The sequence below is a fragment of the Yoonia sp. genome (assembly GCF_036770585.1).
Classification (GTDB): Bacteria; Pseudomonadota; Alphaproteobacteria; order Rhodobacterales; family Rhodobacteraceae; genus Yoonia.
The window spans coordinates 41,855-67,619 of the sequence record NZ_DAIPIW010000005.1 but is presented as its reverse complement, the minus strand read 5'-3'; the positions used below and the strand labels follow the sequence as shown (position 1 = coordinate 67,619).

Annotated in this window: 30 protein-coding genes and 1 tRNA gene; 13 read left to right on the top strand and 18 right to left on the bottom strand. The window is 63.6% G+C overall.

Annotated features, from left to right (window positions below; translation table 11 throughout):
- The 3 genes from V7N12_RS02165 to edd all read right to left on the bottom strand — a co-directional run.
- Nucleotides 1-735, bottom strand: a 735-nt coding sequence (locus tag V7N12_RS02165) for a hypothetical protein (protein WP_333712346.1), incomplete at its 3' end; no start/stop codon positions are given.
- Between the two features lie 74 nt (nt 736-809).
- Nucleotides 810-1,454 (bottom strand): bifunctional 4-hydroxy-2-oxoglutarate aldolase/2-dehydro-3-deoxy-phosphogluconate aldolase, encoded by a 645-nt coding sequence (gene eda, locus V7N12_RS02160; RefSeq protein ID WP_333712344.1) that lies wholly within the window; start codon nt 1,452-1,454, stop codon nt 810-812.
- 78 nt (nt 1,455-1,532) lie between these two features.
- Nucleotides 1,533-3,338, bottom strand: coding sequence for a phosphogluconate dehydratase (gene edd / locus V7N12_RS02155; RefSeq protein WP_333712342.1), 1,806 nt, complete (start codon nt 3,336-3,338; stop codon nt 1,533-1,535).
- A gap of 189 nt (nt 3,339-3,527) precedes the next feature.
- Here edd and V7N12_RS02150 point away from each other — a divergent pair, with 189 nt between their 5' ends.
- Genes V7N12_RS02150 through V7N12_RS02140 form a run of 3 tightly spaced genes read left to right on the top strand, consistent with a single transcriptional unit; the run spans nt 3,528 to nt 5,869 of the window.
- Nucleotides 3,528-4,064 (top strand): DUF6778 family protein, encoded by a 537-nt coding sequence (locus tag V7N12_RS02150; RefSeq protein ID WP_333712340.1) that lies wholly within the window; start codon nt 3,528-3,530, stop codon nt 4,062-4,064.
- A 45-nt stretch (nt 4,065-4,109) separates the two neighbouring features.
- Complete coding sequence (locus V7N12_RS02145; protein WP_333712338.1) at nt 4,110-5,318, top strand: RSP_2647 family RNA methyltransferase; 1,209 nt, start codon at nt 4,110-4,112, stop codon at nt 5,316-5,318.
- Nucleotides 5,315-5,869: an RSP_2648 family PIN domain-containing protein gene (locus tag V7N12_RS02140; protein WP_333712337.1), complete on the top strand. Its 555-nt coding sequence runs from the start codon at nt 5,315-5,317 to the stop codon at nt 5,867-5,869. Before V7N12_RS02145 ends, V7N12_RS02140 begins: the two co-directional genes overlap by 4 nt.
- Nucleotides 5,870-5,911: 42 nt before the next feature.
- Here V7N12_RS02140 and V7N12_RS02135 read toward each other — a convergent pair whose 3' ends face one another.
- From V7N12_RS02135 to V7N12_RS02105, 7 genes are all read right to left on the bottom strand, one after another.
- Entirely contained in the window at nt 5,912-6,598 is a 687-nt protein-coding gene (locus tag V7N12_RS02135) for a M48 family metallopeptidase (RefSeq protein ID WP_333712335.1), read from the bottom strand.
- A gap of 136 nt (nt 6,599-6,734) precedes the next feature.
- Nucleotides 6,735-7,379 (bottom strand): DedA family protein, encoded by a 645-nt coding sequence (locus V7N12_RS02130; protein WP_333712334.1) that lies wholly within the window; start codon nt 7,377-7,379, stop codon nt 6,735-6,737.
- A complete protein-coding gene (locus V7N12_RS02125; RefSeq protein WP_333712332.1) occupies nt 7,376-7,732 on the bottom strand; it encodes a hypothetical protein in 357 nt (118 codons plus the stop codon). The genes V7N12_RS02130 and V7N12_RS02125 overlap by 4 nt, the downstream gene beginning before the upstream one ends.
- A 74-nt stretch (nt 7,733-7,806) precedes the next feature.
- Nucleotides 7,807-8,994, bottom strand: a complete 1,188-nt coding sequence (locus tag V7N12_RS02120) for a vWA domain-containing protein (RefSeq protein ID WP_333712330.1) — start codon at nt 8,992-8,994, stop codon at nt 7,807-7,809.
- Nucleotides 8,995-8,997: 3 nt separating this feature from the next.
- The gene (locus V7N12_RS02115) at nt 8,998-9,168 is read right to left on the bottom strand and encodes a hypothetical protein (protein ID WP_333712329.1); all 171 of its coding nucleotides are present in this window, start codon (nt 9,166-9,168) and stop codon (nt 8,998-9,000) included.
- Nucleotides 9,165-10,541 carry a DUF2927 domain-containing protein gene (locus V7N12_RS02110; protein WP_333712328.1) on the bottom strand — a complete coding sequence of 459 codons (1,377 nt, stop codon included), beginning with the start codon at nt 10,539-10,541 and terminating at the stop codon, nt 9,165-9,167. The genes V7N12_RS02115 and V7N12_RS02110 overlap by 4 nt, the downstream gene beginning before the upstream one ends.
- A 118-nt stretch (nt 10,542-10,659) precedes the next feature.
- On the bottom strand, nt 10,660-11,499 hold the full coding sequence (locus tag V7N12_RS02105; RefSeq protein ID WP_333712327.1) for an AAA family ATPase: 840 nt from the start codon (nt 11,497-11,499) through the stop codon (nt 10,660-10,662).
- A 176-nt stretch (nt 11,500-11,675) separates the two neighbouring features.
- On the opposite strand from V7N12_RS02105, the gene dksA reads away from it, so the two are divergent.
- Genes dksA through V7N12_RS02090 form a run of 3 tightly spaced genes read left to right on the top strand, consistent with a single transcriptional unit; the run spans nt 11,676 to nt 13,896 of the window.
- A complete protein-coding gene (gene dksA / locus V7N12_RS02100) occupies nt 11,676-12,098 on the top strand; it encodes an RNA polymerase-binding protein DksA (RefSeq protein WP_333712325.1) in 423 nt (140 codons plus the stop codon).
- Nucleotide 12,099: 1 nt separating this feature from the next.
- Nucleotides 12,100-13,248, top strand: a complete 1,149-nt coding sequence (locus V7N12_RS02095) for an FAD-dependent monooxygenase (RefSeq protein WP_333712324.1) — start codon at nt 12,100-12,102, stop codon at nt 13,246-13,248.
- A 12-nt stretch (nt 13,249-13,260) separates the two neighbouring features.
- Entirely contained in the window at nt 13,261-13,896 is a 636-nt protein-coding gene (locus V7N12_RS02090) for a hypothetical protein (protein ID WP_333712322.1), read from the top strand.
- Between the two features lie 17 nt (nt 13,897-13,913).
- Here V7N12_RS02090 and V7N12_RS02085 read toward each other — a convergent pair whose 3' ends face one another.
- From V7N12_RS02085 to V7N12_RS02070, 4 genes are all read right to left on the bottom strand, one after another.
- Nucleotides 13,914-15,179 (bottom strand): MFS transporter, encoded by a 1,266-nt coding sequence (locus tag V7N12_RS02085; protein WP_333712321.1) that lies wholly within the window; start codon nt 15,177-15,179, stop codon nt 13,914-13,916.
- Nucleotides 15,180-15,292: 113 nt separating this feature from the next.
- Nucleotides 15,293-15,610: a hypothetical protein gene (locus tag V7N12_RS02080; RefSeq protein ID WP_333712320.1), complete on the bottom strand. Its 318-nt coding sequence runs from the start codon at nt 15,608-15,610 to the stop codon at nt 15,293-15,295.
- A 43-nt stretch (nt 15,611-15,653) separates the two neighbouring features.
- On the bottom strand, nt 15,654-16,454 hold the full coding sequence (gene xth / locus V7N12_RS02075; RefSeq protein WP_333712319.1) for an exodeoxyribonuclease III: 801 nt from the start codon (nt 16,452-16,454) through the stop codon (nt 15,654-15,656).
- Nucleotides 16,455-16,509: 55 nt separating this feature from the next.
- Nucleotides 16,510-16,836: a HesB/IscA family protein gene (locus tag V7N12_RS02070; RefSeq protein ID WP_333712317.1), complete on the bottom strand. Its 327-nt coding sequence runs from the start codon at nt 16,834-16,836 to the stop codon at nt 16,510-16,512.
- A 72-nt stretch (nt 16,837-16,908) separates the two neighbouring features.
- Here V7N12_RS02070 and V7N12_RS02065 point away from each other — a divergent pair, with 72 nt between their 5' ends.
- The 7 genes from V7N12_RS02065 (at nt 16,909) to V7N12_RS02035 (ending at nt 23,554) form a co-directional block, all read left to right on the top strand.
- A complete protein-coding gene (locus V7N12_RS02065) occupies nt 16,909-18,081 on the top strand; it encodes a deoxyguanosinetriphosphate triphosphohydrolase (protein WP_333712315.1) in 1,173 nt (390 codons plus the stop codon).
- An 82-nt stretch (nt 18,082-18,163) separates the two neighbouring features.
- Nucleotides 18,164-19,903, top strand: coding sequence for an arginine--tRNA ligase (gene argS, locus V7N12_RS02060; protein ID WP_333712313.1), 1,740 nt, complete (start codon nt 18,164-18,166; stop codon nt 19,901-19,903).
- Nucleotides 19,904-19,977: 74 nt separating this feature from the next.
- Nucleotides 19,978-20,892, top strand: a complete 915-nt coding sequence (locus V7N12_RS02055; protein ID WP_333712311.1) for an SPOR domain-containing protein — start codon at nt 19,978-19,980, stop codon at nt 20,890-20,892.
- Nucleotides 20,893-21,882, top strand: a complete 990-nt coding sequence (locus V7N12_RS02050; protein WP_333712310.1) for a glycoside hydrolase family 3 N-terminal domain-containing protein — start codon at nt 20,893-20,895, stop codon at nt 21,880-21,882.
- A 7-nt stretch (nt 21,883-21,889) separates the two neighbouring features.
- Nucleotides 21,890-22,684: a segregation and condensation protein A gene (locus tag V7N12_RS02045; RefSeq protein ID WP_333712308.1), complete on the top strand. Its 795-nt coding sequence runs from the start codon at nt 21,890-21,892 to the stop codon at nt 22,682-22,684.
- Nucleotides 22,677-23,321: an SMC-Scp complex subunit ScpB gene (gene scpB / locus V7N12_RS02040; RefSeq protein WP_333712306.1), complete on the top strand. Its 645-nt coding sequence runs from the start codon at nt 22,677-22,679 to the stop codon at nt 23,319-23,321. The genes V7N12_RS02045 and scpB overlap by 8 nt, the downstream gene beginning before the upstream one ends.
- Nucleotides 23,322-23,365: 44 nt before the next feature.
- Nucleotides 23,366-23,554, top strand: coding sequence for a hypothetical protein (locus V7N12_RS02035; protein ID WP_333712304.1), 189 nt, complete (start codon nt 23,366-23,368; stop codon nt 23,552-23,554).
- A gap of 5 nt (nt 23,555-23,559) precedes the next feature.
- Here the strand turns inward: V7N12_RS02035 and V7N12_RS02030 are convergent, their stop codons facing one another.
- The 4 genes from V7N12_RS02030 to ihfA form a co-directional block, all read right to left on the bottom strand.
- A complete protein-coding gene (locus tag V7N12_RS02030) occupies nt 23,560-24,642 on the bottom strand; it encodes a 2'-deoxycytidine 5'-triphosphate deaminase (RefSeq protein ID WP_333712303.1) in 1,083 nt (360 codons plus the stop codon).
- Between the two features lie 59 nt (nt 24,643-24,701).
- Nucleotides 24,702-24,778 (bottom strand) — tRNA-Pro (locus tag V7N12_RS02025).
- A 56-nt stretch (nt 24,779-24,834) separates the two neighbouring features.
- Nucleotides 24,835-25,374: a MerR family transcriptional regulator gene (locus tag V7N12_RS02020; protein WP_333712301.1), complete on the bottom strand. Its 540-nt coding sequence runs from the start codon at nt 25,372-25,374 to the stop codon at nt 24,835-24,837.
- Nucleotides 25,375-25,377: 3 nt separating this feature from the next.
- A complete protein-coding gene (gene ihfA, locus V7N12_RS02015) occupies nt 25,378-25,680 on the bottom strand; it encodes an integration host factor subunit alpha (RefSeq protein ID WP_333712299.1) in 303 nt (100 codons plus the stop codon).
- Nucleotides 25,681-25,765 lie beyond the last annotated feature (85 nt).

Sequence of the window (25,765 nt, the reverse complement as noted above, 5' to 3'; positions counted from 1 at the left end):
CGCGCTATAGCCGGCAAGCGACGCGCCGTAGCCGTCATAGGTCTGCCGCAGGTCCGCGATTTGATCGGCGATGATGTCCTGCTGGTTGATCGCATCGAGCTGCCGCAGCGATCTGTCAAAGTCCGATAGCGCCTCTTGCGCGGCGGCAAGATGGGTCGCGTCCTTGGTCCTGATATAGTCGGTTCCGCTGACAATCGCCTGCATCAGATCCTGGAGTGACCGGCCCGCAGCCGCAATCGTGGCAGGGCTTCCGGTTTGGACAGCTTGGTCGAAAATGCCGTTGATCTGTTGATCGAGGGTCGCACTGCGGGTGTTGAAATCCTCTCTCTGGCCGATGCTGGTCCTGACCTGGATGGCCAATTGGTCGAAGGCATCGGCGTAGGCTTCGGCCTGCGCGCGGATGGTGTTGATCGTTTCCAGCCTGTCCGGACTGCCACGGAAGGCCCCCACCAGACTGTCATCGGCGTAGATTTCGGCCATGTTCGCGCGCACGGCGATCCGGTCGGCGTCGTTTGCGGACACGCGGTAACGCAACGAGGCGAGGCGCCCTTCGAACATATCCTCGATATAGGCCGTCGCGGTCCGGGCCTGCGTCGAGATCTTGCGGTATTCGGCAAAATCGGCCCCGAGGGTCGCGACAGACCGATGCGCAAAGACCGACAGGCCGACGATCAGCGCGATCAGCACCACAAAACCGGCAGCGATGCGCCGCGAGATTGACCAGGATTCAAGCATTCGCCGCCCCTTTCACATCCGTATGTGATGGGGCCTAAAGCAAATATCCTAACGGTCGGTGAAACCCCGCGCGATCACCTGCGCGCCAGTCCTGCGGCTTCCGCGGCCAATGCGGTGATCCCCGCCCAGTCGCCCGCCTGCACCAGATCCTTCGGGGCGACCCAGGACCCGCCGACGCAGAGCGTGTTCGACAGCCCCAGATAGTGCGGCGCGTTGGCACGCGTGACGCCGCCTGTGGGGCAGAACTTGACCTGCGGCATGGGGGCGCCGATCGCCTTGAGGGCCGCGGCGCCGCCGTTCGCCTCGGCGGGGAAGAACTTTTGCACGCGGTAGCCGCGTTCCAGAAGGCGCATCGCCTCGGATGCGGTGGCGGCACCGGGCAGGAGCGGCAGGTCGTTGGCCTCGCAGGCATCCAGCAGCTTGTCCGTGGCACCCGGCGAGACGCCGAAGGTCGCGCCGGCGGCCTTGGCGTTTTCGACATCTTTCGGTGTCAGCAGCGTGCCCGCACCGACCACGCCGCCGGGCACCTGCGCCATTTCGCGGATCGCATCGAGGGCTGCGGGCGTGCGCAGGGTGACCTCGAGTGCGGGCAGGCCGCCTGCGACCAGCGCGCGCGCCAGATCGGCGGCCGTGGCGGCATCCTCGATCACCAGAACCGGTACCACAGGGGCCAGCAGGCAGAGTTTTTCGGTGGCGTCAGAGGCCTGTTGCGGTGTCATGTATTTGGTCCTTCGGGCGGTGCCGGTTGCGATCCTCGGATGCCTCCGGCGGGAGTTTCATGGGAGAAAGAAGCAAGGCTAGACAACAACACCTGCACCGCTGGCGGCAAGGCCCACGTTGCGGCGGAAGACCTCGAACAATTCGCGGCCCACGCCGTTGCCATTGCCAGTGAGGTCCGCCGTTGCGGGTTCGCGGCTGTCCAGATCGACGCCGAGGACCGCGATGGTGCCCGCTGTCGCATCCAGCCGGATGACATCGCCGTCGCGCAGCCGGGCGATCGGGCCCTGATCGGCCGCTTCGGGGCAGACATGGATCGCCGATGGCACCTTGCCGGAGGCGCCCGACATGCGCCCGTCCGTGACCAGTGCCACCTTCAGGCCGCGATCCTGCAAGACCGCGAGGGTCGGGGTCAGCCCGTGCAATTCCGGCATCCCGTTCGATTTCGGGCCCTGAAAGCGCACCACGATCACCGTGTCTTGGGTGAATTCTCCGGCCTTGAAGGCGGCTTTCACGCTGTCCTGATCGTGGAAGATGCGGGCCGGGGCCTCGATGACGTGGCGTTCCCTGGCCACGGCCGAGGTCTTGATCACGCCGCGCCCGAGGTTGCCCGACAGCTGGATCAGCCCGCCCTGCGCCTGAAACGGATCGGATGCGGGGCGCAGGATCTTGTCGTTCAGCGTCGCACCTGCGCCGGGGCCGTAGGTGATCCGGCCATCGACCAGCTTGGGTTCTTGCGTATAGAGGTCCAGCCCGTCGCCCGCGATGGTCTTGGCATCGTCATGCAAAAGGCCTGCGTTCAGCAGTTCCGAGATCATGAAGCCCAGACCGCCCGCCGCATGGAAGTGGTTCACATCCGCCAGACCGTTGGGATAGACCTTGGCCATCAGCGGGGTGACCTCGGACAGGTCGCTGAAGTCTTCGAGGTCGAGGATCACCCCCGCCGCCTTGGCCATGGCGGGCAGGTGGATCACCAGATTGGTCGAACCTCCCGTCGCCATCAGCCCGACGATGCCGTTCACAAAGGCCCTTTCGTCGAGGATCTCATAGACCGGCCGGAAGTCGTTGCCGAGGGCGGTGATCTGCAGCGCGCGTTCGGTTGCGGCGGTGGTCAGCGCCTCGCGCAGGGGTGTGCCGGGATTGACGAAGGATGCGCCGGGCAGGTGCAACCCCATGAATTCCATCAGCATCTGGTTGGAGTTCGCGGTGCCATAGAAGGTGCAGGTGCCCGGACCGTGATACGAGGCCATTTCCGCCGCCATCAGTTCCTTGCGGCCGACCTCGCCGGTGGCGAATCTCTGGCGCACGGCGGCTTTCTCATCGTTCGGCAGGCCCGAGACCATCGGCCCTGCGGGCACGAAGACGCCGGGAATATAGCCGAAGGTCGCCGCGGCGATCACAAGGCCGGGGACGATCTTGTCGCAGACGCCCAGATAGATCGCCGAGTCGAAGACGTTGTGCGACAGGCCGACCGCCGCCGAGAGGGCGATCACATCGCGGCTGAACAGCGACAGTTCCATCCCGGTCTGGCCTTGGGTCACGCCATCGCACATCGCAGGCACGCCGCCGGCAACTTGCGCGGTTCCCCCGGCGCGGCGGGCGGCCTCTTTGATCAGGTGGGGGTAGGTCTCGAACGGCTGATGCGCGGACAGCATGTCGTTATAGGCCGTGATGATCCCGATGTTGGGTGACTTTTCGCCGACCAGCGTGCCCTTGTCATCGCCCATCGCCGCATAGGCATGGGCCTGATTGCCGCAGGTCAGATGCGACCGGCGCGGGCCTTCGGCGGCGGCGCGCGCCATCGTGTCGAGGTAGGTCCGGCGGGGGCCTTCGGACCGCGCGCGGATGCGGTCGGTGACGGCTGCGATTTTCGGGTGGAGCGACATGACATCCTCTGCTTTGGCTTGCTCTGGGCTATAGCAAATTGTGTTAGCGCTAACAAGAGGGGGCCTGACAGAAGTGCGCAATTTGCGCACAAAGAAGTATGGGGATTGTCAAATTTCCGCCCAAGTGACTATCTAGCCATCAGGCAGGCGGTAGCGAGGTAGGCAGGCATGTTGAGACGGACGTTTTTGGTGACTTCGGCCCTTGGGCTGGTGGCGGCCTGTGCGCCGGGCGGGGCCATGCAGCAGGCGGATCCGCGTCCGGTCATGCAGCGATCCTATGACCTGCGCGAATTGCGTTTCGCCGCGCGCGAGGGTCTTATCGTCTCGGAAGAGAACTCATTCTACCCGATGGCCGATATCGTCTGGCGCGGTGATCCGCCGGGGCCGCGTCTCGCGCAGATCGAAACGATGTTTCAAGAGGCCGCAAGGCGTAGTCAACCGGTGTTGAATGGATCGACGCCGGTCGTGGTCGATGTCGTGCTGATCCGCTTTCACGGTGTCACGACACGGACGCGCACGACCGTGGGCGGGGTCTACAACGTCATCTTCGACCTTTCCGTGCGCGATGCGCACACCGGGGCGATCATCGAACCGCCGCGCCGCGTTGTCGGGAACCTGTCGGCACCCGGTGGCGCGCGTGCTGCCGCCTTGATCGATGCAGGCCAGACAGAACGTGTGCGGGTCACCGATTTCCTGACGGCGCTGCTGCGCCAGCAACTGGCGTAAACGACGCCCTTTCCAGCGGGCATCGCGCAGGATAGAGGGCGTGCTATGACCGATCATGCCACCGCCACCGACCGCCCCACCGTTCGCCTGATCCCCAAGGCCGAGGCGCGCGCCATCCGCCATGGCTTTCCTTGGGTTTATGCCAACGAACTTGTCACCGACCGGCGCACGCGCGGCCTTGCCCCCGGTGCCATCGCCCGGCTTGAAGATGCAGGCCGCGTGCCGCTTGGCACTGTTGCGGTGAACCCCAATTCCAAGATCATCTGCCGGATGCTGGATCGCGATCCAGAGGCGGCGATCGATCAGGCATGGTTCGCCGCGCTTCTGACACGCGCCCTTGCGCACCGCGCGCGGCTTTACGATGCGCCCTTCTACCGGTTGGTCCATGCCGAGGCGGACGGGCTTCCGGGTGTCGTGATCGACCGTTTCGGCGATCTGGCGGTGGTGCAGCCGAACGCGGCCTGGGCCGATGCCCTGATCGATCCGCTTTGCGCAGCACTGGTCGCGGTGACGGGTGTCGCGACCGTCATCATGAACGGCACCGGCCGCGCGCGCACGCTGGAGGGGCTGGACGAGCGGACGGATGTGCTGATCGGGACGGCACCTGCGGGACCGGTGCCGGTGCCGATGAATGGTGCGACCTATATGGCCGATGTCATGGGCGGGCAGAAAACCGGACTCTTTTTCGACCAGCGCCCGAACCATGCCATGGCGGCATCGCTGGCCAAGGGCGCGCGGGTGCTGGATGTCTTCGCGCATGTGGGCGGCTTCGGGCTGGCGGCTTTGGCGGGGGGCGCGCGATCGGCCCTTGCCGTCGACGGATCCGAGGCAGCCCTTGCCCTGGCAGAGGCGGGGGCGCAGGCGATGGGGGTCGCGGACCGGTTCACGACCCGCAAGGGCGATGCTTTCGATGTTCTGACGGCTTTGGCGGAGGCAGGCGAGACCTTCGACCTTGTGGTCTGCGACCCGCCGGCCTTTGCGCCTTCGAAAAACGCGCTCGATGCGGGGTTGCGCGCCTATGAACGTGTGGCGCGCCTTGCCGCCCCCTTGGTGGCCGAGGGCGGGTATCTGGTCTTGTGTTCCTGTTCGCATGCGGCGGATCTGACCAAGTTCCGCAATGCATCATCCCGCGGGATCGGGCGGGCAGGGCGGCGCGGGCAGATCATCCACACGGGCTTTGCGGGTCCCGATCATCCGCTGATGCCGCATCTGGCCGAAAGCGGATATCTCAAGGCCGTGTTCTACCGCCTATGAGGGTGATGCTGGATGCCTGCGTGCTTTACCCGACCGTGATGCGCGAGGTCCTGCTGGGCTGTGCGGGGGCAGGGCTCTATGAACCGCGCTGGTCGGCGCGGATCCTTGAAGAATGGGCGCGGGCGGCGGGCAAGCAGAGCGGCGCGGACGAGGTTTGGGCAAGGGGCGAGATCGCTTTGCTGGGGGCCGCGTTTCCGCGTGCCGAGGTCAGCCATGACGACAGTTTCGCGCGGCGTTTCTGGCTGCCGGACCCTGCCGACATTCATGTGCTGGCGGCGGCGGTTGCAGGCTCATGCGACGGGATCCTGACGATGAACAACAAGGATTTTCCCAAGGATATCCTTGGCGACGAGGCGCTGTTGCGCTGGGAGCCGGACGGCTTTCTGCGCGACCGGCTGGAAGAAAACCCCGATCAGGTGCGCGCTGTGGCCGACAGTGTGCTGGCCGAAGCGAACAGGCTGTCGGAACGCCCGTGGACCATGCGGGCGCTGATGAAAAAGGCGCGTTTGCCGCGTTTCGGCAAAGCGCTTGAACGCGGGATATCGGGCTAGGACGGATGTGTTTGGCGGGCGTCATGCCTGCAGGATGACGGGCTATCTGGCGGCCCATTTGCTTTCGTTCGCCTCGATCGCCGCGATCCGCTGGGTCGATTTGGGGTGGCTCAGCAGCCATGCGGGCACCGCAGCACCGCGCGCGCCGGTCAGTTTCTCCAGCTTCTGGAACAGCGTCTTTTGCGGGCCGGTGCCGATCCCCGCCTTCACCAGCAGCGCCGAGGCGTAGGCGTCCGCCTCGAATTCATCGGCGCGCGACAGGCGCGCGGCGACGAGGCTCATCAGCAGGCCCGCGATCCACGGGCCGATGAAGGGGATGAACCGGTTGAGGATCATCGCAAGGGCCGTGCGCATCGCGTTCTGGCCGGAAAAGTCGATCATCCGGCGGCGCGAATGGCCCAGGGCAACATGGCCCAACTCATGCGCGATGACGCTGGCCATTTCCTCGGACGAGACCTGGCCTGCGCGATATTTGTTGAAGAACCCTCGCGTGATGAAGATGCGCCCGTCGGGGGCGGCCAGACCGTTGACCGGTTCGATTTCATAGATATGCACCCTAATCCGGTCGATATCGAGCGCCTTTGCCATCCGGTCCATCAGCACCTTCAGGATCGGGTCGGCAAGCTCGGTCGAATTGGCGTCAAGCTCGCGCTGGGTGCGCCAGACCGAAAAGCGGTAAAGCACCAGCCCGTAAAGGACAGCCATCAGGATCGGGGTCAGTTTGATCATGATTGAAATATGGGCGGTGACGGCGGTTTCTCAAGCCTTGGCGATCGGCGGTCGGGCCGATTTCCGACCTGGCGCGCGGTGTCGCCCGCGGTCATGGCGATCACATTCCCGATAGCGACGATCAGGACATGGCCCATCACCGCCGCTCTTTCGACCTCTTGGCCTTTTTTGCCTTGCGGGCGTCGCGCGCCTCGCGCAGGCGGCTGGAGTTGATCATCCAGATCACCAGCCCGCCCGCCACGACAAGGGCGGCGAGGAAGCCGGACAGATTGCCCAGAAGGGTCGAGATCGCGGCGATGTTATCCGCAAAGAGATATCCCAGACCGACATAGGTGCAGACCCAGACAATCTCGCCCGCCATGCTCCAGACGACGAAGCGGTGCCATGGGAAACCGGCAAGACCGGCGGCGTAGTTCATATAGGGCCCCAAGGGGGCGACCAGCCAGCGCGTGAAGAACACGCTGACCCCGCCGTAGTGATCCATATAGTCCGCCGCCCGCTTGCGCAGTGCGGCGCGTTTGGGGTTGCGATCAAGCAAATCGGAAAACCGCACGTTGAAGCGATAGGCGATCCAGTAGCCAAGGTTGTCGCCAAGCACCGCGCCCACGAAGGCCGCCAGCATCACCGCCCAAAGCTGCAGGTCCCCCGCAGCCGCGAACCCGCCCGACGCGATCATCAAGAGCGACGACGGCACCGGCACCGCAAGGCAACTGAGAAACGTCACCACCAGCAAAAGCGGGATGCCGTAGTCGGCGGCGAATTCGAGGATCAGTTCGGTCATGGGCGGCGCGTCGATCGAAAGTCCGCCACGGCGGCATCAAGGCGGGCCTGCAATTCTTCCAGTGTGGACCCTTGCGCATCCATGATCGCATCAAGCGAGATCCGCTGCGGCACATCCGGACGTTCCAGACCAAAGGCGCGCTGCACGACTTCGGCCGGGACACTGTAGGACCGCCCCACATAGCGTGGCGTCATCCACTCTTGCAGCGGCTGGTCCGCTCTTGCGGGGTTCGACCAGTAGATCATCTGCGAGACGGACCGCGTGCCGAAGACGCCCGCGAGCGTGCCCACGATGACAAGGGCCATCACGGCGATCTTGTGATGCCTCCAGATATCCTTGATCCGATGCCACATGGCTTTTCACTTTCCATTGCGCTTCCGCGACCGCTACCGCCAAACTGTGACGTCTGTGCGATGATCACACGCATTTAGCGGCCCAGCACCCGCATTCCCGCGTCGATACCCGCAAGCGTCATCGGGACCATCCGGTCGGCCCCGAAAATCTGACTGATCATGCCAATGCTTTGGGTGTAGGGCCAGTAACGTTCCTGTAGGGGATTGATCCAGAGGTTGTCCGGCCACTGGTGACGGGCGCGTTCCAGCCAGACCTGTCCGGCTTCGGGGTTCCAGTGTTCATTGGCACCGCCTGCAAAGGCGATCTCGTAGGGGGACATGCTGGCGTCGCCCACAAAGATGCATTTGTAATCCGCCCCATAGGTCCGCAACACGTCCCAAGTCGGGGTCTGCGCGTTCCAGCGGCGCCGGTTGTCTTTCCAGACGCCTTCATAAAGGCAATTGTGAAAGTAGAAGTGTTCAAGGTGCTTGAACTCGGATTTGGCGGCGCTGAACAATTCCTGCACCACCTTGACGTGCGGGTCCATCGAGCCGCCGACATCGAGAAACAGCAGCACCTTCACGGCGTTGCGGCGCTCGGGCCGGGTTTGTACGTCCAGATAGCCCTGTTCGGCGGTGGCGCGGATCGTGCCGTTCAGGTCCAGTTCCTCTTGTGCGCCATCCCGCGCCCAGCGGCGCAGGCGTTTCAGGGCGACCTTGATGTTGCGCGTCCCCAGTTCGACCGTGTCGTCGAGATTGCGGAATTCGCGCTTGTCCCAGACCTTGACCGCGCGCTGGTGGCGGCTTCCGCTCTGGCCGATGCGCACCCCTTCGGGATTGTAGCCATAGGCCCCGAAGGGCGAGGTGCCCGCCGTGCCGATCCATTTGTTGCCCCCCTGATGGCGGCCCTTTTGGTCCTCTAGCCGCTTCCTGAGGGTCTCGATCAGCTTGTCGAAACCGCCCAAAGCCGCGATCTCGGCCTTCTCGGCATCGGAAAGGTGTCGCTCTGTAAGCTTTTCCAGCCAGTCGGCGGGGATATCGACCGCGGTCAGAACCTGATCGGCGGCGATGTCTTCAAGACCGGCAAAGCTGGCGGCGAAGGCGCGGTCGAACTTGTCCAGATGCCTTTCGTCCTTGACCATGACGGTGCGGGCCAGAAAGTAGAAAGCGTCCACATCATAGGTGGCCAGCCCCGCCTTCAGGCCTTCGAGAAACGACAGAAACTCGCGCAGCGAGACCGGAACACCGGCTTTGCGCAGATTGTCGAAGAAGGGCAGGAACATGGCCTAGACGACGGACCTCTGGATGAAGATCAACACGAACAGGCCGATCAGGCCGAAGATGATCGCAAAGACCGCGGCCCATTGCACCATGTCCTTGCCCTTGCCGCCATTCGATCTGGCGCGCCAGGCCCCCAAGGCGGCCCCGAACAACATACCGGCAAGAGGAAAGATCATCGGGTCACCCTGGATTGGATATTCGCCGCAAGTGGCGGCAACGAGGCGATTTCATTGAGGCGCGCAACCACCTCTTCGCGGCTGCCGAAGCCATAGAGCGCATAGCCCAGACTGTCCAGCCGCAGCGCCATGCCCGCGTCGGTCTGTCCCTTGAGGTCCAGCGCCTCGGCCTGGAACATCATCAGCAGCGACAAAAGCGCTGCATTCTCGTGGCGGCGCGCCTGAGGGATCGCGGCCTGCGTGATCGCGATGGTGGCGTCGGCATCGCCCGAAATCAGGGTATAGGCGGCAAGCTGCATCGCGATGAAGGCGCGATGGATGCGCGTGTCTGGAATCGCATTGTAGATCCGGCTGGCGGTATTGAAGGCCTGCAATGCGCGCGAGGGGTCGTTTTCGATCTGCAAACGGCCATAGGCATAATGCGCGAAGGCAAGCCGGATATCCGTCCAGCCCTGATCCTCGGCAATGGCGATGGCGCGCTGCGCTGCGACACGCCGCACCCGGTTGGGGCGACCGTCCGAGAGGGCGCGCTCGATCTCGGCTTTCCACAGGGGGGTGGTGCGGGGCACGATCTGCGCCGGCCGGCCCTCGCCTGCGGGGTTGAGACGGCGCAGGATCGCCGGAAGCCGCTCGGCCACGGCCGCGCGCGTCATGCCGTTTTGCAGTTCGGGTGCGTAGTAGACCCGCAGCATCAGCATGTCGAAACCGGTGAGGATCGTTTGGATGTTGTCGTCGTTGAAGACGCTGTCGGGCAGGCGGTAAAGGTCATTGATCGGCCCAAGCGCCTGTGCCAGTTCCTCGTGCAGGCAGTCCCGCGTCTCTTGTGGGGTGACATCGAAAGGGATGAACATCGCGACGCGGTCGCGGCGGTCGAGCGTCGCCCAGTCCAGCGTGGGGGTCCCGCGTGCCGCGCGCAATTGGGCCCATGTCTGGACGCGCGGCACGACAAAGCAGGCGGCATTCGGGGCCAGCCGTTGCAAGGCATCGGTCGGCACGGCCTGCACCACGATATTTGCGCTTTGCGCGGTGGTCAGGCGAATGTCGATGCCCGCCTCGTTGCGCAGGCGCGCCAGCAGCCGGTCCAGATCGCGCCGCGAAATCGGGTTGATCGGCCCCGAGACGCGCACGGTGATCGGCCCCTCGAACCGCGTCAGGATCGGCAGCGACCGGCCATTTTCCATCTCGAAGGCCAGATCGAGAAAATCCCGCGCCATTTCCGCATTCGACCGTGTCGCAGGGCCGGGGCTTGCGCCCGCAAACCCTTGCGGCGCCGGAAAATCAAGCCGGACGGGGGTGACCGCCGCACGGTCCACCTGCGGCGGGGCGGCGCAGGCCGTGGCGACGGCAAGCAGGAGAAAAGCAAGAGCTCTCATGCGGGCTGGAAGGGTTTCATGATCTGGGAGGTCGTCATGGTGCGCTGGCTTTCGTTGTCATGCCGGGACTTTAGCGCCCCGCGCGGTCCATACCAGTCACTTCGTCGTTTGTGTGCGATTATCGTTGCGCCCGCGCCATGAAGGCCAGCCGTTCGAAAAGATGCACGTCCTGTTCGTTCTTCAGCAGCGCCCCGTGCAGCTTGGGCAGGGCGTTGGCGCCATCGCGCCGCAGGTCTTCGGGTGACAGATCCTCGGCCAGAAGCAGTTTCAACCAGTCGAGCACCTCGGAGGTCGAGGGTTTCTTTTTCAGGCCCGCCGTCTCGCGCACCTCGTAGAACTGGGTCAGGGCTGTGGTCAGCAGCGCCTCTTTGATGCCGGGGTGATGCACCTCGACGATCCGGCGCAGCGTGTCGATATCGGGAAAGCGGATGTAGTGGAAAAAGCAGCGGCGCAGGAAGGCGTCGGGCAATTCCTTTTCGTTGTTCGAGGTGATGATCACGATGGGGCGGTGGATCGCGCGGATCGTCTCGCCGGTCTCGTAGACGTGAAACTCCATCCGGTCGAGTTCCTGCAACAGGTCATTGGGAAACTCGATGTCGGCCTTGTCGATCTCGTCGATCAGCAGCACGACCTTGCCCTCCGCCGCGAAGGCCTGCCAAAGTTTGCCGCGCTTGATGTAGTTGGCCACGTCATGGACCCTTGCATCACCCAGCTGGCTGTCGCGCAGACGGCTGACCGCGTCGTATTCGTAAAGGCCCTGCTGCGCCTTCGTGGTCGACTTGATGTGCCATTCGATCATCGGCAGCCCAAGGGCGGCGCTGACCTGCCGGGCAAGCTCGGTCTTGCCGGTTCCCGGCTCGCCCTTGACCAGCAGGGGACGTTCCAGTGTGACGGCGGCGTTCACGGCCATCGTCAGCTCTTCGGTCGCGACATAGCTTTCGGTGCCGGTGAATTGCATGTGCTTTCCTTGCAGTTTTGCAGGACACTATCAGGTCGCAAGGTATCATCAACCTTGCGTTTTCGACGATTTATTGGGGGGTGACAGCCTTGTTTGGACAGAGTAAACCCCGCCCTACAAAGGGGATGTCGTTTATGGCCCGATTCCTTAAGCGACATGAGCGAAAGGAAAAAAGAATGAAGGCAGAGACCTTTCTCGCCGATGATTATCGTCCGGCCGACGATGAGCCATTCATGAACGAGCGCCAGACCGAATACTTTCGCAGAAAGCTGTTGAACTGGAAAGCCGAGATCCTCGAAGACAGCCGCGATACCGTCGCCGGCATGAAGGACACGACCCGCAATATCCCCGACATCGCCGACCGCGCCTCGGAAGAGACCGACCGCGCGCTGGAACTGCGCACCCGTGATCGCCAGCGCAAGCTGGTCAGCAAGATCGATGCCGCCCTGCGCCGCATCGAAGAGGGTGAATACGGCTATTGCGAGATCACGGGCGAGCCGATTTCGCTCAAGCGGCTGGATGCACGCCCGATCGCGACCATGAGCCTCGAAGCGCAGGAACGCCACGAGCGCCGCGAGAAAGTCCATCGCGACGACTGAGGTGCAGCGCAACGCCCATCGTGATGTCGCCATTATCGGCGGCGGCATCGGCGGGCTGACAGCCGCGCTGGCCTTTGCCCGCATGGGCGCTGGCGTGACCGTCTATGAACAGGCACCTGCCCTGACCGAGGTCGGCGCAGGCCTGCAGATCACCCCCAATGGCGCAAGGGTGCTTGACCGCTTGGGCGTGGGCAAGGCCCTTGCCGCATCAGGGATCGCGGCCGAGGCCGTTGTGCCGATGGACGCGCTGACCGGTCATCAGATCGCCCGCTTCGATCTGACCCGCCAATCCCCGCGCTACCGCTTTTTTCACCGCGCCGTCCTGATCGACATTCTGGCGCGCGGCTGTGCGGCGGCTGGCGTGAAGGTGGTGCTGGATGCAAAGGTGTCGGCTCTGCGCCCCGATGGCGGTTTCATCGTCAACGGTGAAGCGCGCGGGGCCGATCTGACGGTCGGGGCCGATGGGCTGCATTCCATCGTGCGGCCTGCGATGAACACCCCCGGCAAGCCTTTCTTTACCGGGCAGGTCGCATGGCGCGCGCTGACCTTTGTAGAGGCTGCCGATCCCGTCGCGCGGGTCTGGATGGCCCCGGGGCGGCATCTGGTGACCTATCCGGTCGCGAAGGATCGCCTGAACATCGTCGCCGTGCAGGAACGCAGCCAATGGGCGGACGAGGGCTGGCACCACGCCGATGATCCCGGCAATCTGCGGCGGGCCTTCAGCGACTGCGGATGGCAGGTGAAGGCGATCCTCGGCGCGGTAGAGCGGGTGAACCTCTGGGGTCTGTTCCGGCATCCCGTGGCGCAACGCTGGCAGACGGGATCGGTCGCGATCCTGGGCGATGCCGCCCATCCGACGCTGCCGTTTCTGGCACAGGGGGCGAACCTCGCGATCGAGGACGCCTATGTGCTGGCGCGCTGTTGTGATGAAAGCGACGACCTGCCGACAGCCCTGCGGCGGTATCAGGATATCCGGCGCCCGCGCGTGGTGCGGGCCATCGAAGCCGCCAATGCCAACGCCCGCAACTACCACCTGCGCGGCATCAAGAGGCAGGTCGCCCTTCTGGGTCTGCGCGGGATGGGCCGGCTGGCCCCCGATGCCTTCCTGAACCGGCTTGGCTGGCTTTACGATCACGATGTGACGGCCTAGGGGGAAGACGACATGAATGCTCCGACCAGTGTCGCGACACTCGATGCGCTTGGGCGCATCCGTCTTTCGCCATCCTTCTGGATGCGCGAGTTTTTGTATTCAGAAGTCGCGAACTTCCATGGATTGTCAAATATGCCGGATGATCCCGAACTGGCGATAGAGGTAGGGAAGCGGCTTTGCGTGGACTTGCTTGAGCCGCTCCAACAGACCTTTGGCAAGGTCCTTATCCGCTCTGCCTACCGCTCACCCTTGGTCAACGGGTTCTGCAATGAACAACAACGGACGGGGAAGGCCGGATACAGCTGTGCAGCGAATGAAGCCAATTTTGCGGGCCACATCTGGGATAGGCGTGATGCAAACGGACATATGGGGGCGACAGCCTGCGTTGTAATTCCTTGGTTCGCGGATCGTTACGCGGCTGGTGAAGACTGGCGTGCTCTCGCATGGTGGATACACGACCATCTGCCTTACTCCGAAATGTATTTCTTTCCGAAACTCGCCGCCTTCAACCTCACCTGGCACGAGAGACCTAGACTCCGGATCGACAGCTATGTCGCGCCGAAAGGTTGCCTGACCAAGCCCGGAATGGATAATCATGCTGGCGATCATTCCGAGTGGTATCCGCACTTCCCTGGGATTTCTCGATAACCTCCTGATCCTGACGCTCACACGACTTCGCTTGTGACAGTTGCCTTTACGAACGCCCCCTGTTGAGGCGCACCCTCTATGGCGATCCTTGCCGCCCCCAGCCGCGGGTGCAGCCTTGCCGCCAGTCCGAGTGTCGCCAGCAGACCCGCTCCGCCTGCGATGAAAACCCCCGAGAGCGGCGCCACCAGCAAGACCAGCCAGGCAACCCCCGGCGTCACGATTCCCGAGACATCGCGGAAGCTGGAATAGATCGCCGACATCTCGGTCCGTTCCGACGGTTTGACCGCCAGCAGGAAGGGCAAGCCTGCCGAGACATCCAGCAGGATCAGAAAGAAGGACCCGCACATCAGGCTGACCACCGCAACATAGGGCACCCCATGCGGCGCGCCTGCCAGCAGGAACAGCACTCCCGACATCACGAACCCCGTCATCACGGCAAATCGCACCGATGTGCGCTGCATGAAGCGCAGCATGACCGGTGTGAGAAACAGCGCCCCGTTCGAGAGCGACAAGGCGATCCCGCCCAGCGTATCGCCCAGCCCGTTCTGCACCGCATAGATCGGCAGGTAGACCACATAGACCCACCAGCCGCAGGACCGGACAACGGCGAAGGTCCAGCCCGCCACAAGGCGCGGCTGGGCGAAGAAGCGCGGGAAATAGGCGAAGGGGTTGGGCGGTGGGCGGCGGCTTTTGGTGATCAGCTTGCCGTTGCCCAGCCGCAGATAGACAAACAGCCCCGTCATCGCCAGCGCCGCCATCGCGGCAATCACGAACGGTGCCGGCGGCCACCAGCGATAAAGAAAGACACCCGCCATCGGCCCGATGGTCCAGCCCGCCGCACTGTAGAACAGGCGCGAAGTCTCCAGTCGGCCCAGTTCGATCTTGGCGATGTAATCCAGCACATAGGCATTGAAGCAGACAAAGGTGATGACAACGGCAAAGGTCGTCAGCGCAAGGCCCGCCGCCACGGCAAGGGGCGAGGATGTCGCCGCAAGGATCGCGCCGCCTGCAAAGGTCAAGGTGCCCGCCACATAGACGACCCGCCGCGGAATGAAGCGGATCACGTAGGGCACCAACAGCCCGATCAGCAGTGAGACAACTCCGATGCCGAAGTAAATGGCCGAGACCACCTGCGCATCGCGCAAGGCCTGATACATCGCCAGCGGAAAGACCGAGATCAGGATGCCGCGCGCGACCGCCTCGGTGCCTGCGAGAATGGCAAAGCCGCGCACGCTTGGCGCTGGGGCGTGGCGAAGCCATTCGGGGATGCGGCGGTCATGCATGGGGTGGTCAATTCCTTGACCCTAACGACACCAGCTTGGCACGAATGTCTCATCCGTGACCGACGCGGCGTGTCGATTTTGGCCGAAAGCCTGCAAGGCGCGCGCCATCGGACTTACCAGTTCCGGCCCGCCTGATCGGTGACCCGTTCCAGAACGGTATGCGTGCGCCAGTCGACGCGGTAGATATCATCCGCGATCCGCATGTAGACCCAACCATCGCTGACCGGCGGCAGGCCGTAGTAGGTGGCGTTCATCAGCATCTGATACTGCCCGCGTTCCAGAGTGTCGCCCGCCTGCACGGGGTCGGCCTTGGGCGCAGAGGTCTGCGGGACGGTGACACAGGCCGTGCCCGCGATGGCGACGCGGCACTGGGCCTGCGCGGCAAGGGGCAGGGCGGTTGCCAAGGCGGCGATCATCCATAGCTGGCGCATCTGCTGGCCTGATCAGTGATCTACCGCATCAGTCTGCCCGGGATCAGGCCGCCAGGTCAACCCAGACCGGCACGTGATCCGAGGGCTTGTCGCCCGCGCGTATGTCCTTTTCGATCCAGCACGACCGCAGCAGATCCGCGCATTGCGGCGTGAGCAGGAAGTGGTCGATCCGGATGCCGTTGTTGCGCTCCCATGCGCCGGCCTGATAGTCCCAGAAGGAATAGTGGCCCGCACCGCCCTCGCAGGCGCGGAAGCCTTCGGTATAGCCGAGATTGGCGATCCGGCGGAATGCGGCGCGGGTCTGGGGCAGGAACAGCGCATCCTCGCGCCATGCGTCGGGGCGGGCGGCGTCTTCGGCCTGCGGAATGACGTTGAAGTCGCCGGTGATCAGGGCGCAGGTTTCGTCGGCGATCAGCCCGGCCGCGCGGGCGTGCAGGCGGTCCATCCAGCGCAGTTTGTAGTCGTATTTCGGACCGGGTGCGGGGTTTCCGTTGGGCAGATAGAGGCCGCAGATGCGCACGGCCTTGTCCCCGACCACCGTGGCCTCGATATAGCGCGCCTCGTCGTCGTCCGCACCATCGCGGCCCGCACCGGCACCGCCCGGCAGGCCGCGCGTCACATCCTCGAGCGGGAGTTTCGAGATCAGGGCGACGCCGTTGAAGCTTTTCTGCCCGTGGGTTTCGACATGGTATCCCTTGTCCTCGAAAAGATCGCGGGGGAAGTTTTCGTCCTGCGACTTGATCTCTTGCAGAACGGCGACATCCGGTTGCGCGGCATCGAGCCAGTTCAGAACGGTCTCGATCCGCGCCTTGACGCCGTTGATGTTGAATGTCGCTATTTTCATGGGCGGCCCCGCTGTCTGGCAAGCTTTGTGCCGCAGCCGCGGCGGGGGCGCAAGCTTACATCGAAAACGACGTGCCGCAGCCGCAAGAGGATGTGGCGTTGGGGTTGTTGATCACGAACCTTGCGCCGATTAGTTCCTCGCTGAAATCGATCGTGGCATCGGCCAAAAACGGCAGCGAGACACTGTCGATCACGACGGTTTCGCCCTGTTCGGACAGCACCAGATCATCGTCCTTCGGGTCATCGAGGTCGATTTCATACTGAAAGCCGGAACAACCGCCGCCCTCGACCGCGATCCGCAAGGCCTTGCCTTGGGCTGCGGCGCCGATCTCGGCAAGGCGTTCGAAGGCGCGCGGGGTGACTTTGGGGGGGATGGTGAACATCGCTGGCCCTATCGGTTCTGTTACAATTCGAATATAGGGATGGAAGGCAAAAGCGACAAGACAGGCAAATCGATGGCAGCGCCTTACGCGACCGATCCCGCGAACCCGCGGGGGCGGCTATACCCTGAGGAAGAAAGCACCTTCCGCTCGCCCTATCAGCGCGACCGCGACCGGATCATCCATGCAAGCGCCTTTCGGCGTCTGAAACACAAGACCCAAGTCTTCATCGAGCATGAGGGCGACTATTTCCGCACAAGGTTGACCCATTCGATCGAGGTGGCGCAGGTGGCCCGCACGGTGGCGGCGGCGCTGGACCTGAATGTCGAACTGACCGAGGCCGTGGCGCTGGCCCATGATCTGGGTCACACCCCCTTCGGCCATACCGGGGAAGAGGCGCTGGATGCCCTGATGCAGCCTTACGGTGGGTTCGATCACAATGCGCAGGCTTTGCATATCGTGACCAGTCTTGAACGTCATTACGCCGAATGGGACGGTCTGAACCTGACATGGGAGACGCTGGAAGGCATCGCCAAGCACAATGGACCGGTGACGGGCGATATCCCCTACGCGCTGGCGGCCTATAATGCGCGCCATGATCTGGAACTGCATACCCACGCCAGCGCCGAGGCGCAGGTCGCCGCCTTGGCCGACGACATCGCCTACAACAACCACGATCTGCATGACGGTCTGCGTGCCGAGCTGTTCAGCACCGACGAACTGGCCGAATTGCCGATCCTCAAGGGGTGCTTTGCGCGGGTCGATGACAGATACCCCGGTCTCAACTACTATCGTCGCCGCCACGAGGCGCTGCGCCGCTTCTTCGGTATTCTGGTCGAGGATGTCATCGACGTCAGCCGCGCCAACCTTGCCGCCTTCGCGCCCAAGACCGTGCATGACATCCGCCATGCCGGCCGCATGATGATCCAGTTTTCGCCCGATCTGTGGACCGACCTCAAGGTGATCCGGCAGTTTCTGTTCCAGCGCATGTATCGCGCGCCTGCCGTCGTGCAGATGCGCGAGGTCGTCACACAGATGATCAACGAACTCTTCGTCTTCTTTCTGGAAAACACCAACGAACTGCCCAAACAGTGGCGCAAGGATGTCGAGGACGCACCGGATCAGACGGCTCTGGCGCGGATCGTCGCGGATTACATCGCAGGCATGACCGACCGCTTCGCGATACAGGAACACAAGCGCCTGATCGGCGGGGCCGAGGTTCCTGACGGCGTTCTGGCGGGCAACTAGCGGGGGCGGGGGGTCAAAAAGTCTGCTTGCCCCTTTGGCAGAGGGTGGTAAACCGCAGCAAACCTTAGTTGGACGCCGAAAAATGAACCTCTTTGCCGATATCCGGACCCGTGTGCTTGCCTGTCTTGATGCGCTTGTCGCCGAGGGCGCGCTGCCTTCCGGCCTCGATTTCGCGCAAGTGGCGGTCGAGCCGCCGCGCGATGCGGCGCATGGCGATATGGCGACCAACGCGGCGATGGTCCTGGCGAAACCGGCGGGCATGAACCCGCGGGAGATTGCGCAAGCGCTTGCGGCCAAGCTGATCGAGGATGCCGACATTCTGGTGGCCGAGGTCGCAGGCCCCGGGTTTCTGAATATGCGCCTTGCACCCGCGCTTTGGCAGGGCGTGGTGAAAACCGCACTGTCCGATCCCGCTTTCGGTCGGTCGACCATGGGTCACGGGCAGAAGGTCATTGTCGAATATGTCTCGGCCAACCCCACTGGTCCGCTGCATGTCGGCCATACGCGCGGGGCGGTCTTTGGCGACGCGCTGGCGCGGCTGCTGGACTACGCGGGCTATGACGTCACCAAGGAATACTACATCAACGACGGCGGCGCGCAGGTCGATGTGCTCGCGCGGTCTGTCTATCTGCGGTATCTCGAGGCCCATGGGCAAGACGTGGCATTCGAGGACGGAACCTATCCAGGTGACTACCTGATCGACGTGGGCGAGGCGCTGAAGGCCAAGGTGGGTGACGCCTATGTCGGCAAGCCAGAGCAAGACTGGCTGGAAGAGGTGCGCGATTTCGCAACCGACGCGATGATGGACCTGATCCGCGCGGATCTGGCCCAGTTGGGCGTGGTCATGGACAGTTTCTTCAGCGAAAAGTCGCTTTATGGCACCGGATTGATCGAGGCGGCGATTGCCGAATTGGATCGCAAAGGCCTGATCTATCGCGGCGTGCTTGAACCACCCAAAGGCAAGATGCCCGAAGATTGGGAACCGCGCGAACAGACGCTTTTCAAATCCACTGCCCATGGTGACGACGTGGACCGGCCGGTCAGGAAATCGGACGGATCATGGACCTATTTCGCCCCCGACATCGCCTATCACTATGACAAGGTGCAACGCGGCTATGATCAGCTGATCGATATTTTCGGCGCCGACCACGGCGGTTATGTCAAACGGATGAAAGCGGCGGTTTCGGCCCTGTCGGATGGCCGCGTGCCTCTCGATATCAAGCTGACGCAGCTTGTGAAGCTTTACAAGGACGGCGCGCCGTTCAAGATGTCCAAGCGGGCAGGGACCTTCGTGACCTTGCGCGATGTGGTCGATCAGGTCGGCGCGAATGTGACGCGGTTCCACATGCTGACGCGCAAGAACGACGCCCCGCTGGATTTCGATTTCGACAAGGTGCTGGAACAGTCCAAGGACAATCCGGTCTTTTACGTCAATTATGCCTATGCACGGGTGAATTCGGCGCAAGCCAAGGCGGCCGAGTTCACGGATGTCTCGGATGCGACGCTGGCGGGGGTGGACCTGTCGGGCCTGACCCATGATGCGGAACTGGCACTGATCAAGAAACTGGCCGAATGGCCGCGTCTGGTCGAGATTGCCGCCTCGGGGCATGAACCGCACCGGATCGCCTTCTACCTCTATGATCTGGCATCCGCGTTTCACGGGCTTTACCATCAGGGCAACAGCGACGACAGACTGCGGTTCGTCCAAGAGGGTGACCCTGAAGTCACACAGGCGAAAATCGCGCTCATTCGGGCCGTAGCGATTGTCATTTCGCACGGTTTGGGTATTCTCGGCGTCACTCCGGCAGAAGAGATGCGCTAACGCACGGGACTGCCGGCGCCGACAAACGACAGACCCCGAAAAGCCATCAAGGCATGGGGCGGAGTGAGGCAGAGATGGCAGTATACGAAGAGGGCTATGGCCCCGACGCGACGCAATCGCGTCTTTCCCATGTGATGAACTACGCGGGCGCGGCCTTGTCGCTTGCGCTGATCCTCGGCGTCGGTGTCTGGGGTTACAAGCTGGTCGTCCGCGACGTCAGCGGCATTCCCGTCGTGCGCGCCATGGAAGGCGAGATGCGGGTCCTTCCCGACAACCCCGGCGGCGCGGTCGCCTTGCATACCGGACTGGCGGTGAACGAAGTCGCCGCCTCGGGCGAGGCTGGCGGCCCCGAGGATGTGCTTTTGCTTGCCCCGACCGATGCCGGTCTGGCGCAGGAGGACCTTGTGGTGGAACTGGCCCCCGAGGCCGCGCAACTGCCCGATGCGGTTGCAGCCCCGCTTGACGACACCGCCGCCCTCGATGTGCTGGAGGATGGCGCCGCCGCGACCTCTGCCGAGGCAGCAGAGGTGGATGAGATCGCACTTCTGACGCAGATGCTTGCGGCCAATCCGGCCAGCCTTCCCGAGGGCACGGTGACCGACAGTCTGCCCGCCTCGGTTCCGGGGGTCAGAACCTCGATCCGGCCGATCGGGCGGCCTGCGGGCTTGTCGACACTTCAGGCAACGCCGGTGTCCCTGACCACCGACGAGGTCATCGTCGCCGCCACCGAATTCCCGCCGGGGACCAATCTGATCCATCTTGGCGCCTATGCGACACCGGCCGAGGCGGCGGAAGCCTGGACGCTGCTGGAAGGTCAGATGGGGCAGTATCTGTCGGGCTATGGGCGCGTCATTCAGGTCAGCAACCAAAGCGGCGGCACATGGTATCGCCTGCGGGCCAGCGGTTTTGCCGATCGCGCCGAGGCGCGGCGTCTCTGCGCCGTCCTGCAGGCGGAAAATGCCGAATGTATCGCGGTGGTCACACCCTAAGTGCAGCGAACAGCCGCGATTTTCGGGGTCGAAGGTATCGCCCTGACCGATTGGGAGCGCGGCTTCCTGCATGAGGCACCGCCCTTCGGCTTCATTCTTTTTGCTCGCAACATCGACATGCCCGACCAGTTGCGGCGTCTGACCGACAGCCTGCGCGAGATCACCACAGCGGCCACGCCCATCCTGATCGACCAAGAGGGGGGGCGCGTCCAGCGCATGCGGCCACCGCATTGGCGCGACTACCTGCCTGCGCTGGATCAGATGGCGCGGGCGCGCGATCCCTTGCGGGCGCTGTGGGTCCGCAACCGTCTGATTGCGGCGGACCTGATGGCGGTCGGGATCACGGCGAATTGCGCGCCTCTGGCCGATATCGCCACGCCGCAGACGCATCCGGTCCTGCGCAACAGGCTATACGGCACCGATCCGCAAACCGTGATTGCCGCAGCACGGGTCTGCGCCGAGGCGCATCTGCACGGCGGTGTGCTGCCGGTGCTCAAACATATTCCGGGCCATGGCCGCGCGACGATGGACAGCCATCTGGACCTGCCGCGGGTGGATGCGTCCCGCGCCACGCTCTCCCAGACGGATTTCGCAGCCTTCCGTGCGCTGGCCGATCTGCCGATGGGCATGACGGCGCATGTTGTCTTTTCGGACATCGACCCGCGCGGACCGACCACGACCTCTGCCAGCATGATCGAAGTGATCCGCAAGGACATCGGTTTCGATGGTCTTTTGATGACGGACGATCTGTCGATGCAGGCGCTGTCGGGCACGGTCACGGAACGGTCGCAGGCGGCATTGGCTGCGGGCTGCGACGTGATCCTGCATTGCAACGGCGATCGGGCGGAGATCGAGGCGGTGACGGTCGCAGCCGGCCCGCTGTCACCGCAGGCCGAGCGCCGCGCAACACATGTCCTGACCTATGCAAAGGCACCCCGGCACATTGACATCCCCGCGCTGGAAGCCGAACTTGAGACGCTACTAGCCTAGGGGCCCCATGCAGGACGACGCATTTCAGGAAGACACGGTCAGTGTCAGCGAACGTATGGCCGCTGAAGCCTTGATCGTGGACGTCGGCGCCTTTGAAGGGCCGCTTGATCTGTTGCTGACCCTGTCGCGCACGCAAAAGGTGGACCTGCGCCAGATTTCCATTCTGGCGCTGGCCGAACAATATCTGGCCTTCGTCGAAAAGGCCAAGCAGCTGCGCCTTGAACTGGCGGCTGACTATCTGGTCATGGCGGCCTGGCTTGCCTTTCTCAAGTCGCGGCTCTTGCTGCCGCCCGACCCTTCCGAAGAGGGGCCCTCGGGCGAGGAACTGGCCGCGCATCTGGCGTTCCAGCTTGAACGCCTGCAAGCCATGCGCGAGGTCGCGGCGAAGCTTATGGCCCGCGACCAGTTGGGGCGTGATTTCTTCGCGCGCGGCATCACCGAAGACGTGCAGCGCGTGCGCCGTGTCAGCTATACCGCGACGCTGCTGGACCTGATGCAGGGCTATGCGCGCATCCGCACCCGCGACGATTTCCGCCCCTTCGTTTTCGACCGCCAGCACGTCATGACGATGGACCAGGCGCTGGAACGGATGCGCGGGCTGATCGGCTTTGCGGGCAACTGGACCGATATCTCGCAATATCTGCCCGACGGTTGGGACAGCGATCCGCAGCGGGTGCGCTCGACCACGGCGGCGACCTTTGCGGCGTCATTGGAACTGGCCAAGGAAGGCAAGATCGAGATCCGGCAGGGCGAGACATTCGCCCCCATCCAAATCCGCAGGAAAGCCCCACGCGATGAGTAAACCCCAGAACGACAGCCTGTTCGAGGCCCCGCCGATGGGCGAGCAGGAACGCATGGTCGAAGCGATCCTCTTTGCCACCGCCGATCCGGTCACCGTGACCGAATTGATCGGCCGTATGCCGCATGGCTGCGATCCGGCCGAGGCGCTGGCCCACCTGCGCAAGCGCTATGAGGGGCGGGGGGTCAATATCGTCAAGGTCGGCGACGCCTGGGCGATCCGCACCGCCCCCGATCTGGGTTTCCTGATGCAGAAGGAAACGGTCGAGACGCGCAAGCTGTCCCGTGCCGCCATCGAAACCCTTGCGATCGTCGCCTACCACCAGCCCGTTACCCGCGCCGAGATCGAGGAAATCCGTGGCGTCAGCGTCAGCCGTGGCACCATCGACCAGTTGATCGAACTGGAATGGATCCGCTTCGGTCGCCGCAAGATGAGCCCCGGTCGCCCCGTGACTTTCGTTGTCACGCAAGGGTTCCTTGATCACTTCGGCTTGGAAAGCGCCCGTGATCTGCCGGGGCTGAAGGAACTGCGCTCTGCCGGATTGCTCGAAAACCGCCCACCGCCGGGGGCGCTGGCACAGGGCGAAGACCCGGAGGACGGCGAAGAGGATGACAATCAGACCGAGATGTTTGAAGAGTAGCCCGCAACGATTATCTAAGCAGCAGTGCAAACGGGGATCGCATCATGAACATGAACAGACTGATCAACATGGGGCTGCGGATGCTGACCGACAAAGGCGTCGCACTGGCCGCGCGCAAGGGCAAACGCCCCGAAGACATGACGCCGGAAGAACGCAAGGCGTCCAAATCCGCGCAGCAGACCGCGACCAAGGCGCGGCGCGGACTGGGGCTGGCGCGCCGCTTCATGCGCTGATCGGGTCAGGCTTGGCGGAAATGCTTTGACAGCTTCAGCCCCTGTCCTTGGTAGTTCGACTTGATCTCGCGGCCATAGAGCGCCTCGGGCATGGCGGCCATGTGTTCATAGACCAGCCGACCCACGACCTGCCCATGTTCCAGCACAAAGGGCGCTTCGTGACAGCGCACCTCAAGCACGCCGCGTGATCCGGCACCCCCCGCATCGGCATAGCCGAACCCGGGGTCGAAGAAGCCTGCATAATGCACGCGGAATTCGCCGACCATCGCCAGATAGGGCGCCATTTCCGCAGCCTGCATTGGCGGGATCGCAATCGCCTCGCGACTGACAAGGATGTAGAACGCGCCGGGATCGAGGATGATCCAGCCTGCGTCGGTGTGCACCGGCTCCCAGAACTCGGCCGGGTCGTAGTGGTTCAGCTTTGACAGGTCCACAACACCGGTATGGGGCTTGGCGCGATACCCGACAAGACTGCCCTGCGCAGGTTTCAGATCGACCGAGAAGCCCAGACCATCGGAAATCACCGGCGTGCCCGAGACGATGGGCGTGACGGCATGAAGCGCGCGCAAGGCATCATCCGACATGAAGGTCTTGCCTTGCCGGAAAATGATCTGGTTCAACAACTGCCCGGGCTGGGCCACGACCGAGAACGAGCGGGGGCAGATTTCCACGTAGAGCGGACCGTCATAGCCTTCGGGCACGCGGTCGAATTCGACGCCCTGATCGGTGATGATCCGTGTCAGCAGATCAAGCCGCCCGATCGAGGATTTCGCACTGGCTGCCGCCGTCATGCCTTTGGGCAGAGCCAGCCGTTCCATCAGCGGCACAACATAGACGCAGCCTTTTTCCAGCACGGCACCGCCGGTCAGATCCACCGCATGCATCTGGAAATCGGCCAGCCGGTCCCTGACGGTGCGGTTGCGTCCGGCAAGGAAAGAGGCGCGGACGCGGTAGGCGTTTTGCCCCAGCCGCAGGTCGAGCGAGGCAGGCTGAATCTGCTCTTTGGTGATCGGGGTCGCGGCGGTGATCTGCCCGGCGGCGATCATCGCCCTGATCTGATGGTCGGCCTGAACGCCCGGACCTGTCATCGCACCCCTCCGGATAGCAGAACGCCCGCTGTGCTGACGCACAAACGGGCGATTGTGTTTGGTCGGGCTAGCAGGACTTGAACCTGCGACCTTCCGTCCCCCAGACGGACGCGCTACCAGGCTGCGCTATAGCCCGACTGAAGCCGTTCTTACCGGATTCCCCTCTGGGGACAAGCCCGAAAAGCAACGCTCTCACCCCGCCATCCGCGCGCGCAACACCTCGAGCCGTCGGACCAGCGGCGCGATCTCGGCGGCTTTGGCGCGAAGTGCGGTCATATCGCTTGGCAGAAGGCCCAGCAAGCGCGCCGCAGCGGGGGCGGGGGCGGGCGCCGGGGGCGGCGCATCGAAGGCCATGGCGGTCTGTGCAGGCTGGACTGGTGGCACCGGCTGCGGTTCTGCCGCAGGTGTCGGTGCGGCGGCCTTTGGCGGCGGTGCCTCGGTCGGTGCGGGTGTCTCTGCCAGCGTCTGCCCCAGGGTCGCGACGTATTTGACGCCCTGCTCGCGCAGGATCTTCTGCGTGCCTTTGATCGTCAGCCCGTCCACATGCAAAAGCTGTTTGATCCCCCCCAGCAGTTCCATATCCTCGGGGCGGTAATAGCGTCGGCCGCCGGCACCCTTGACCGGCTTGATCTGCGCGAACTTGCTTTCCCAGAACCGCAGGACATGCGTCGGGGTGTCCAGCCATTCGGCCACTTCGCTGATGGTGCGGAAGGCGTCCTTGGCCTTGGCCATGGTCTAGCGTTTGTTGCCCGCGGCAACACGGTCTTTCATCAGATGCGACGGGCGGAAGGTCAGCACACGGCGCGGCAGGATCGGCACCTCTTCGCCGGTCTTGGGGTTGCGGCCCACGCGCGCGGCCTTTTCACGGACCGAGAACGTCCCGAAAGATGAAATCTTGACGGTATCGCCGGAAACCAGACTGTCAGAGACATGCGACAGGACACTTTCCACAAGGTCGGCGCTGTCGTTGCGGGAAAGTCCGACCTGATTGTGCACAGCCTCGGCAAGATCCATACGGGTCAATGTCTTGTCAGTCATTCCAGTTCCCCTCAGCATTGCCCGTGACAATAGGCGCGGGGCAGAATTGGAGTCAATAACAACAGACTGGACGCGGCTTTGCGCG

What these genes read in the sequence shown, in the direction of transcription:
- eda (WP_333712344.1), bottom strand. Translation starts at nt 1,454, where the DNA reads ATGACACCGCAACAGGCCTCTGACGCCACCGAAAAACTCTGCCTGCTG.
- edd (WP_333712342.1), bottom strand. Translation starts at nt 3,338, where the DNA reads ATGTCGCTCCACCCGAAAATCGCAGCCGTCACCGACCGCATCCGCGCG.
- V7N12_RS02145 (WP_333712338.1), top strand. Translation starts at nt 4,110, where the DNA reads ATGACCGATCATGCCACCGCCACCGACCGCCCCACCGTTCGCCTGATC.
- V7N12_RS02140 (WP_333712337.1), top strand. Translation starts at nt 5,315, where the DNA reads ATGAGGGTGATGCTGGATGCCTGCGTGCTTTACCCGACCGTGATGCGC.
- V7N12_RS02135 (WP_333712335.1), bottom strand. Translation starts at nt 6,598, where the DNA reads ATGATCAAACTGACCCCGATCCTGATGGCTGTCCTTTACGGGCTGGTG.
- V7N12_RS02130 (WP_333712334.1), bottom strand. Translation starts at nt 7,379, where the DNA reads ATGACCGAACTGATCCTCGAATTCGCCGCCGACTACGGCATCCCGCTT.
- V7N12_RS02125 (WP_333712332.1), bottom strand. Translation starts at nt 7,732, where the DNA reads ATGTGGCATCGGATCAAGGATATCTGGAGGCATCACAAGATCGCCGTG.
- V7N12_RS02120 (WP_333712330.1), bottom strand. Translation starts at nt 8,994, where the DNA reads ATGTTCCTGCCCTTCTTCGACAATCTGCGCAAAGCCGGTGTTCCGGTC.
- V7N12_RS02115 (WP_333712329.1), bottom strand. Translation starts at nt 9,168, where the DNA reads ATGATCTTTCCTCTTGCCGGTATGTTGTTCGGGGCCGCCTTGGGGGCC.
- V7N12_RS02110 (WP_333712328.1), bottom strand. Translation starts at nt 10,541, where the DNA reads ATGAGAGCTCTTGCTTTTCTCCTGCTTGCCGTCGCCACGGCCTGCGCC.
- V7N12_RS02105 (WP_333712327.1), bottom strand. Translation starts at nt 11,499, where the DNA reads ATGCAATTCACCGGCACCGAAAGCTATGTCGCGACCGAAGAGCTGACG.
- dksA (WP_333712325.1), top strand. Translation starts at nt 11,676, where the DNA reads ATGAAGGCAGAGACCTTTCTCGCCGATGATTATCGTCCGGCCGACGAT.
- V7N12_RS02090 (WP_333712322.1), top strand. Translation starts at nt 13,261, where the DNA reads ATGAATGCTCCGACCAGTGTCGCGACACTCGATGCGCTTGGGCGCATC.
- V7N12_RS02085 (WP_333712321.1), bottom strand. Translation starts at nt 15,179, where the DNA reads ATGCATGACCGCCGCATCCCCGAATGGCTTCGCCACGCCCCAGCGCCA.
- V7N12_RS02080 (WP_333712320.1), bottom strand. Translation starts at nt 15,610, where the DNA reads ATGCGCCAGCTATGGATGATCGCCGCCTTGGCAACCGCCCTGCCCCTT.
- xth (WP_333712319.1), bottom strand. Translation starts at nt 16,454, where the DNA reads ATGAAAATAGCGACATTCAACATCAACGGCGTCAAGGCGCGGATCGAG.
- V7N12_RS02070 (WP_333712317.1), bottom strand. Translation starts at nt 16,836, where the DNA reads ATGTTCACCATCCCCCCCAAAGTCACCCCGCGCGCCTTCGAACGCCTT.
- V7N12_RS02065 (WP_333712315.1), top strand. Translation starts at nt 16,909, where the DNA reads ATGGCAGCGCCTTACGCGACCGATCCCGCGAACCCGCGGGGGCGGCTA.
- argS (WP_333712313.1), top strand. Translation starts at nt 18,164, where the DNA reads ATGAACCTCTTTGCCGATATCCGGACCCGTGTGCTTGCCTGTCTTGAT.
- V7N12_RS02055 (WP_333712311.1), top strand. Translation starts at nt 19,978, where the DNA reads ATGGCAGTATACGAAGAGGGCTATGGCCCCGACGCGACGCAATCGCGT.
- V7N12_RS02045 (WP_333712308.1), top strand. Translation starts at nt 21,890, where the DNA reads ATGCAGGACGACGCATTTCAGGAAGACACGGTCAGTGTCAGCGAACGT.
- scpB (WP_333712306.1), top strand. Translation starts at nt 22,677, where the DNA reads ATGAGTAAACCCCAGAACGACAGCCTGTTCGAGGCCCCGCCGATGGGC.
- V7N12_RS02035 (WP_333712304.1), top strand. Translation starts at nt 23,366, where the DNA reads ATGAACATGAACAGACTGATCAACATGGGGCTGCGGATGCTGACCGAC.
- V7N12_RS02030 (WP_333712303.1), bottom strand. Translation starts at nt 24,642, where the DNA reads ATGACAGGTCCGGGCGTTCAGGCCGACCATCAGATCAGGGCGATGATC.
- V7N12_RS02020 (WP_333712301.1), bottom strand. Translation starts at nt 25,374, where the DNA reads ATGGCCAAGGCCAAGGACGCCTTCCGCACCATCAGCGAAGTGGCCGAA.
- ihfA (WP_333712299.1), bottom strand. Translation starts at nt 25,680, where the DNA reads ATGACTGACAAGACATTGACCCGTATGGATCTTGCCGAGGCTGTGCAC.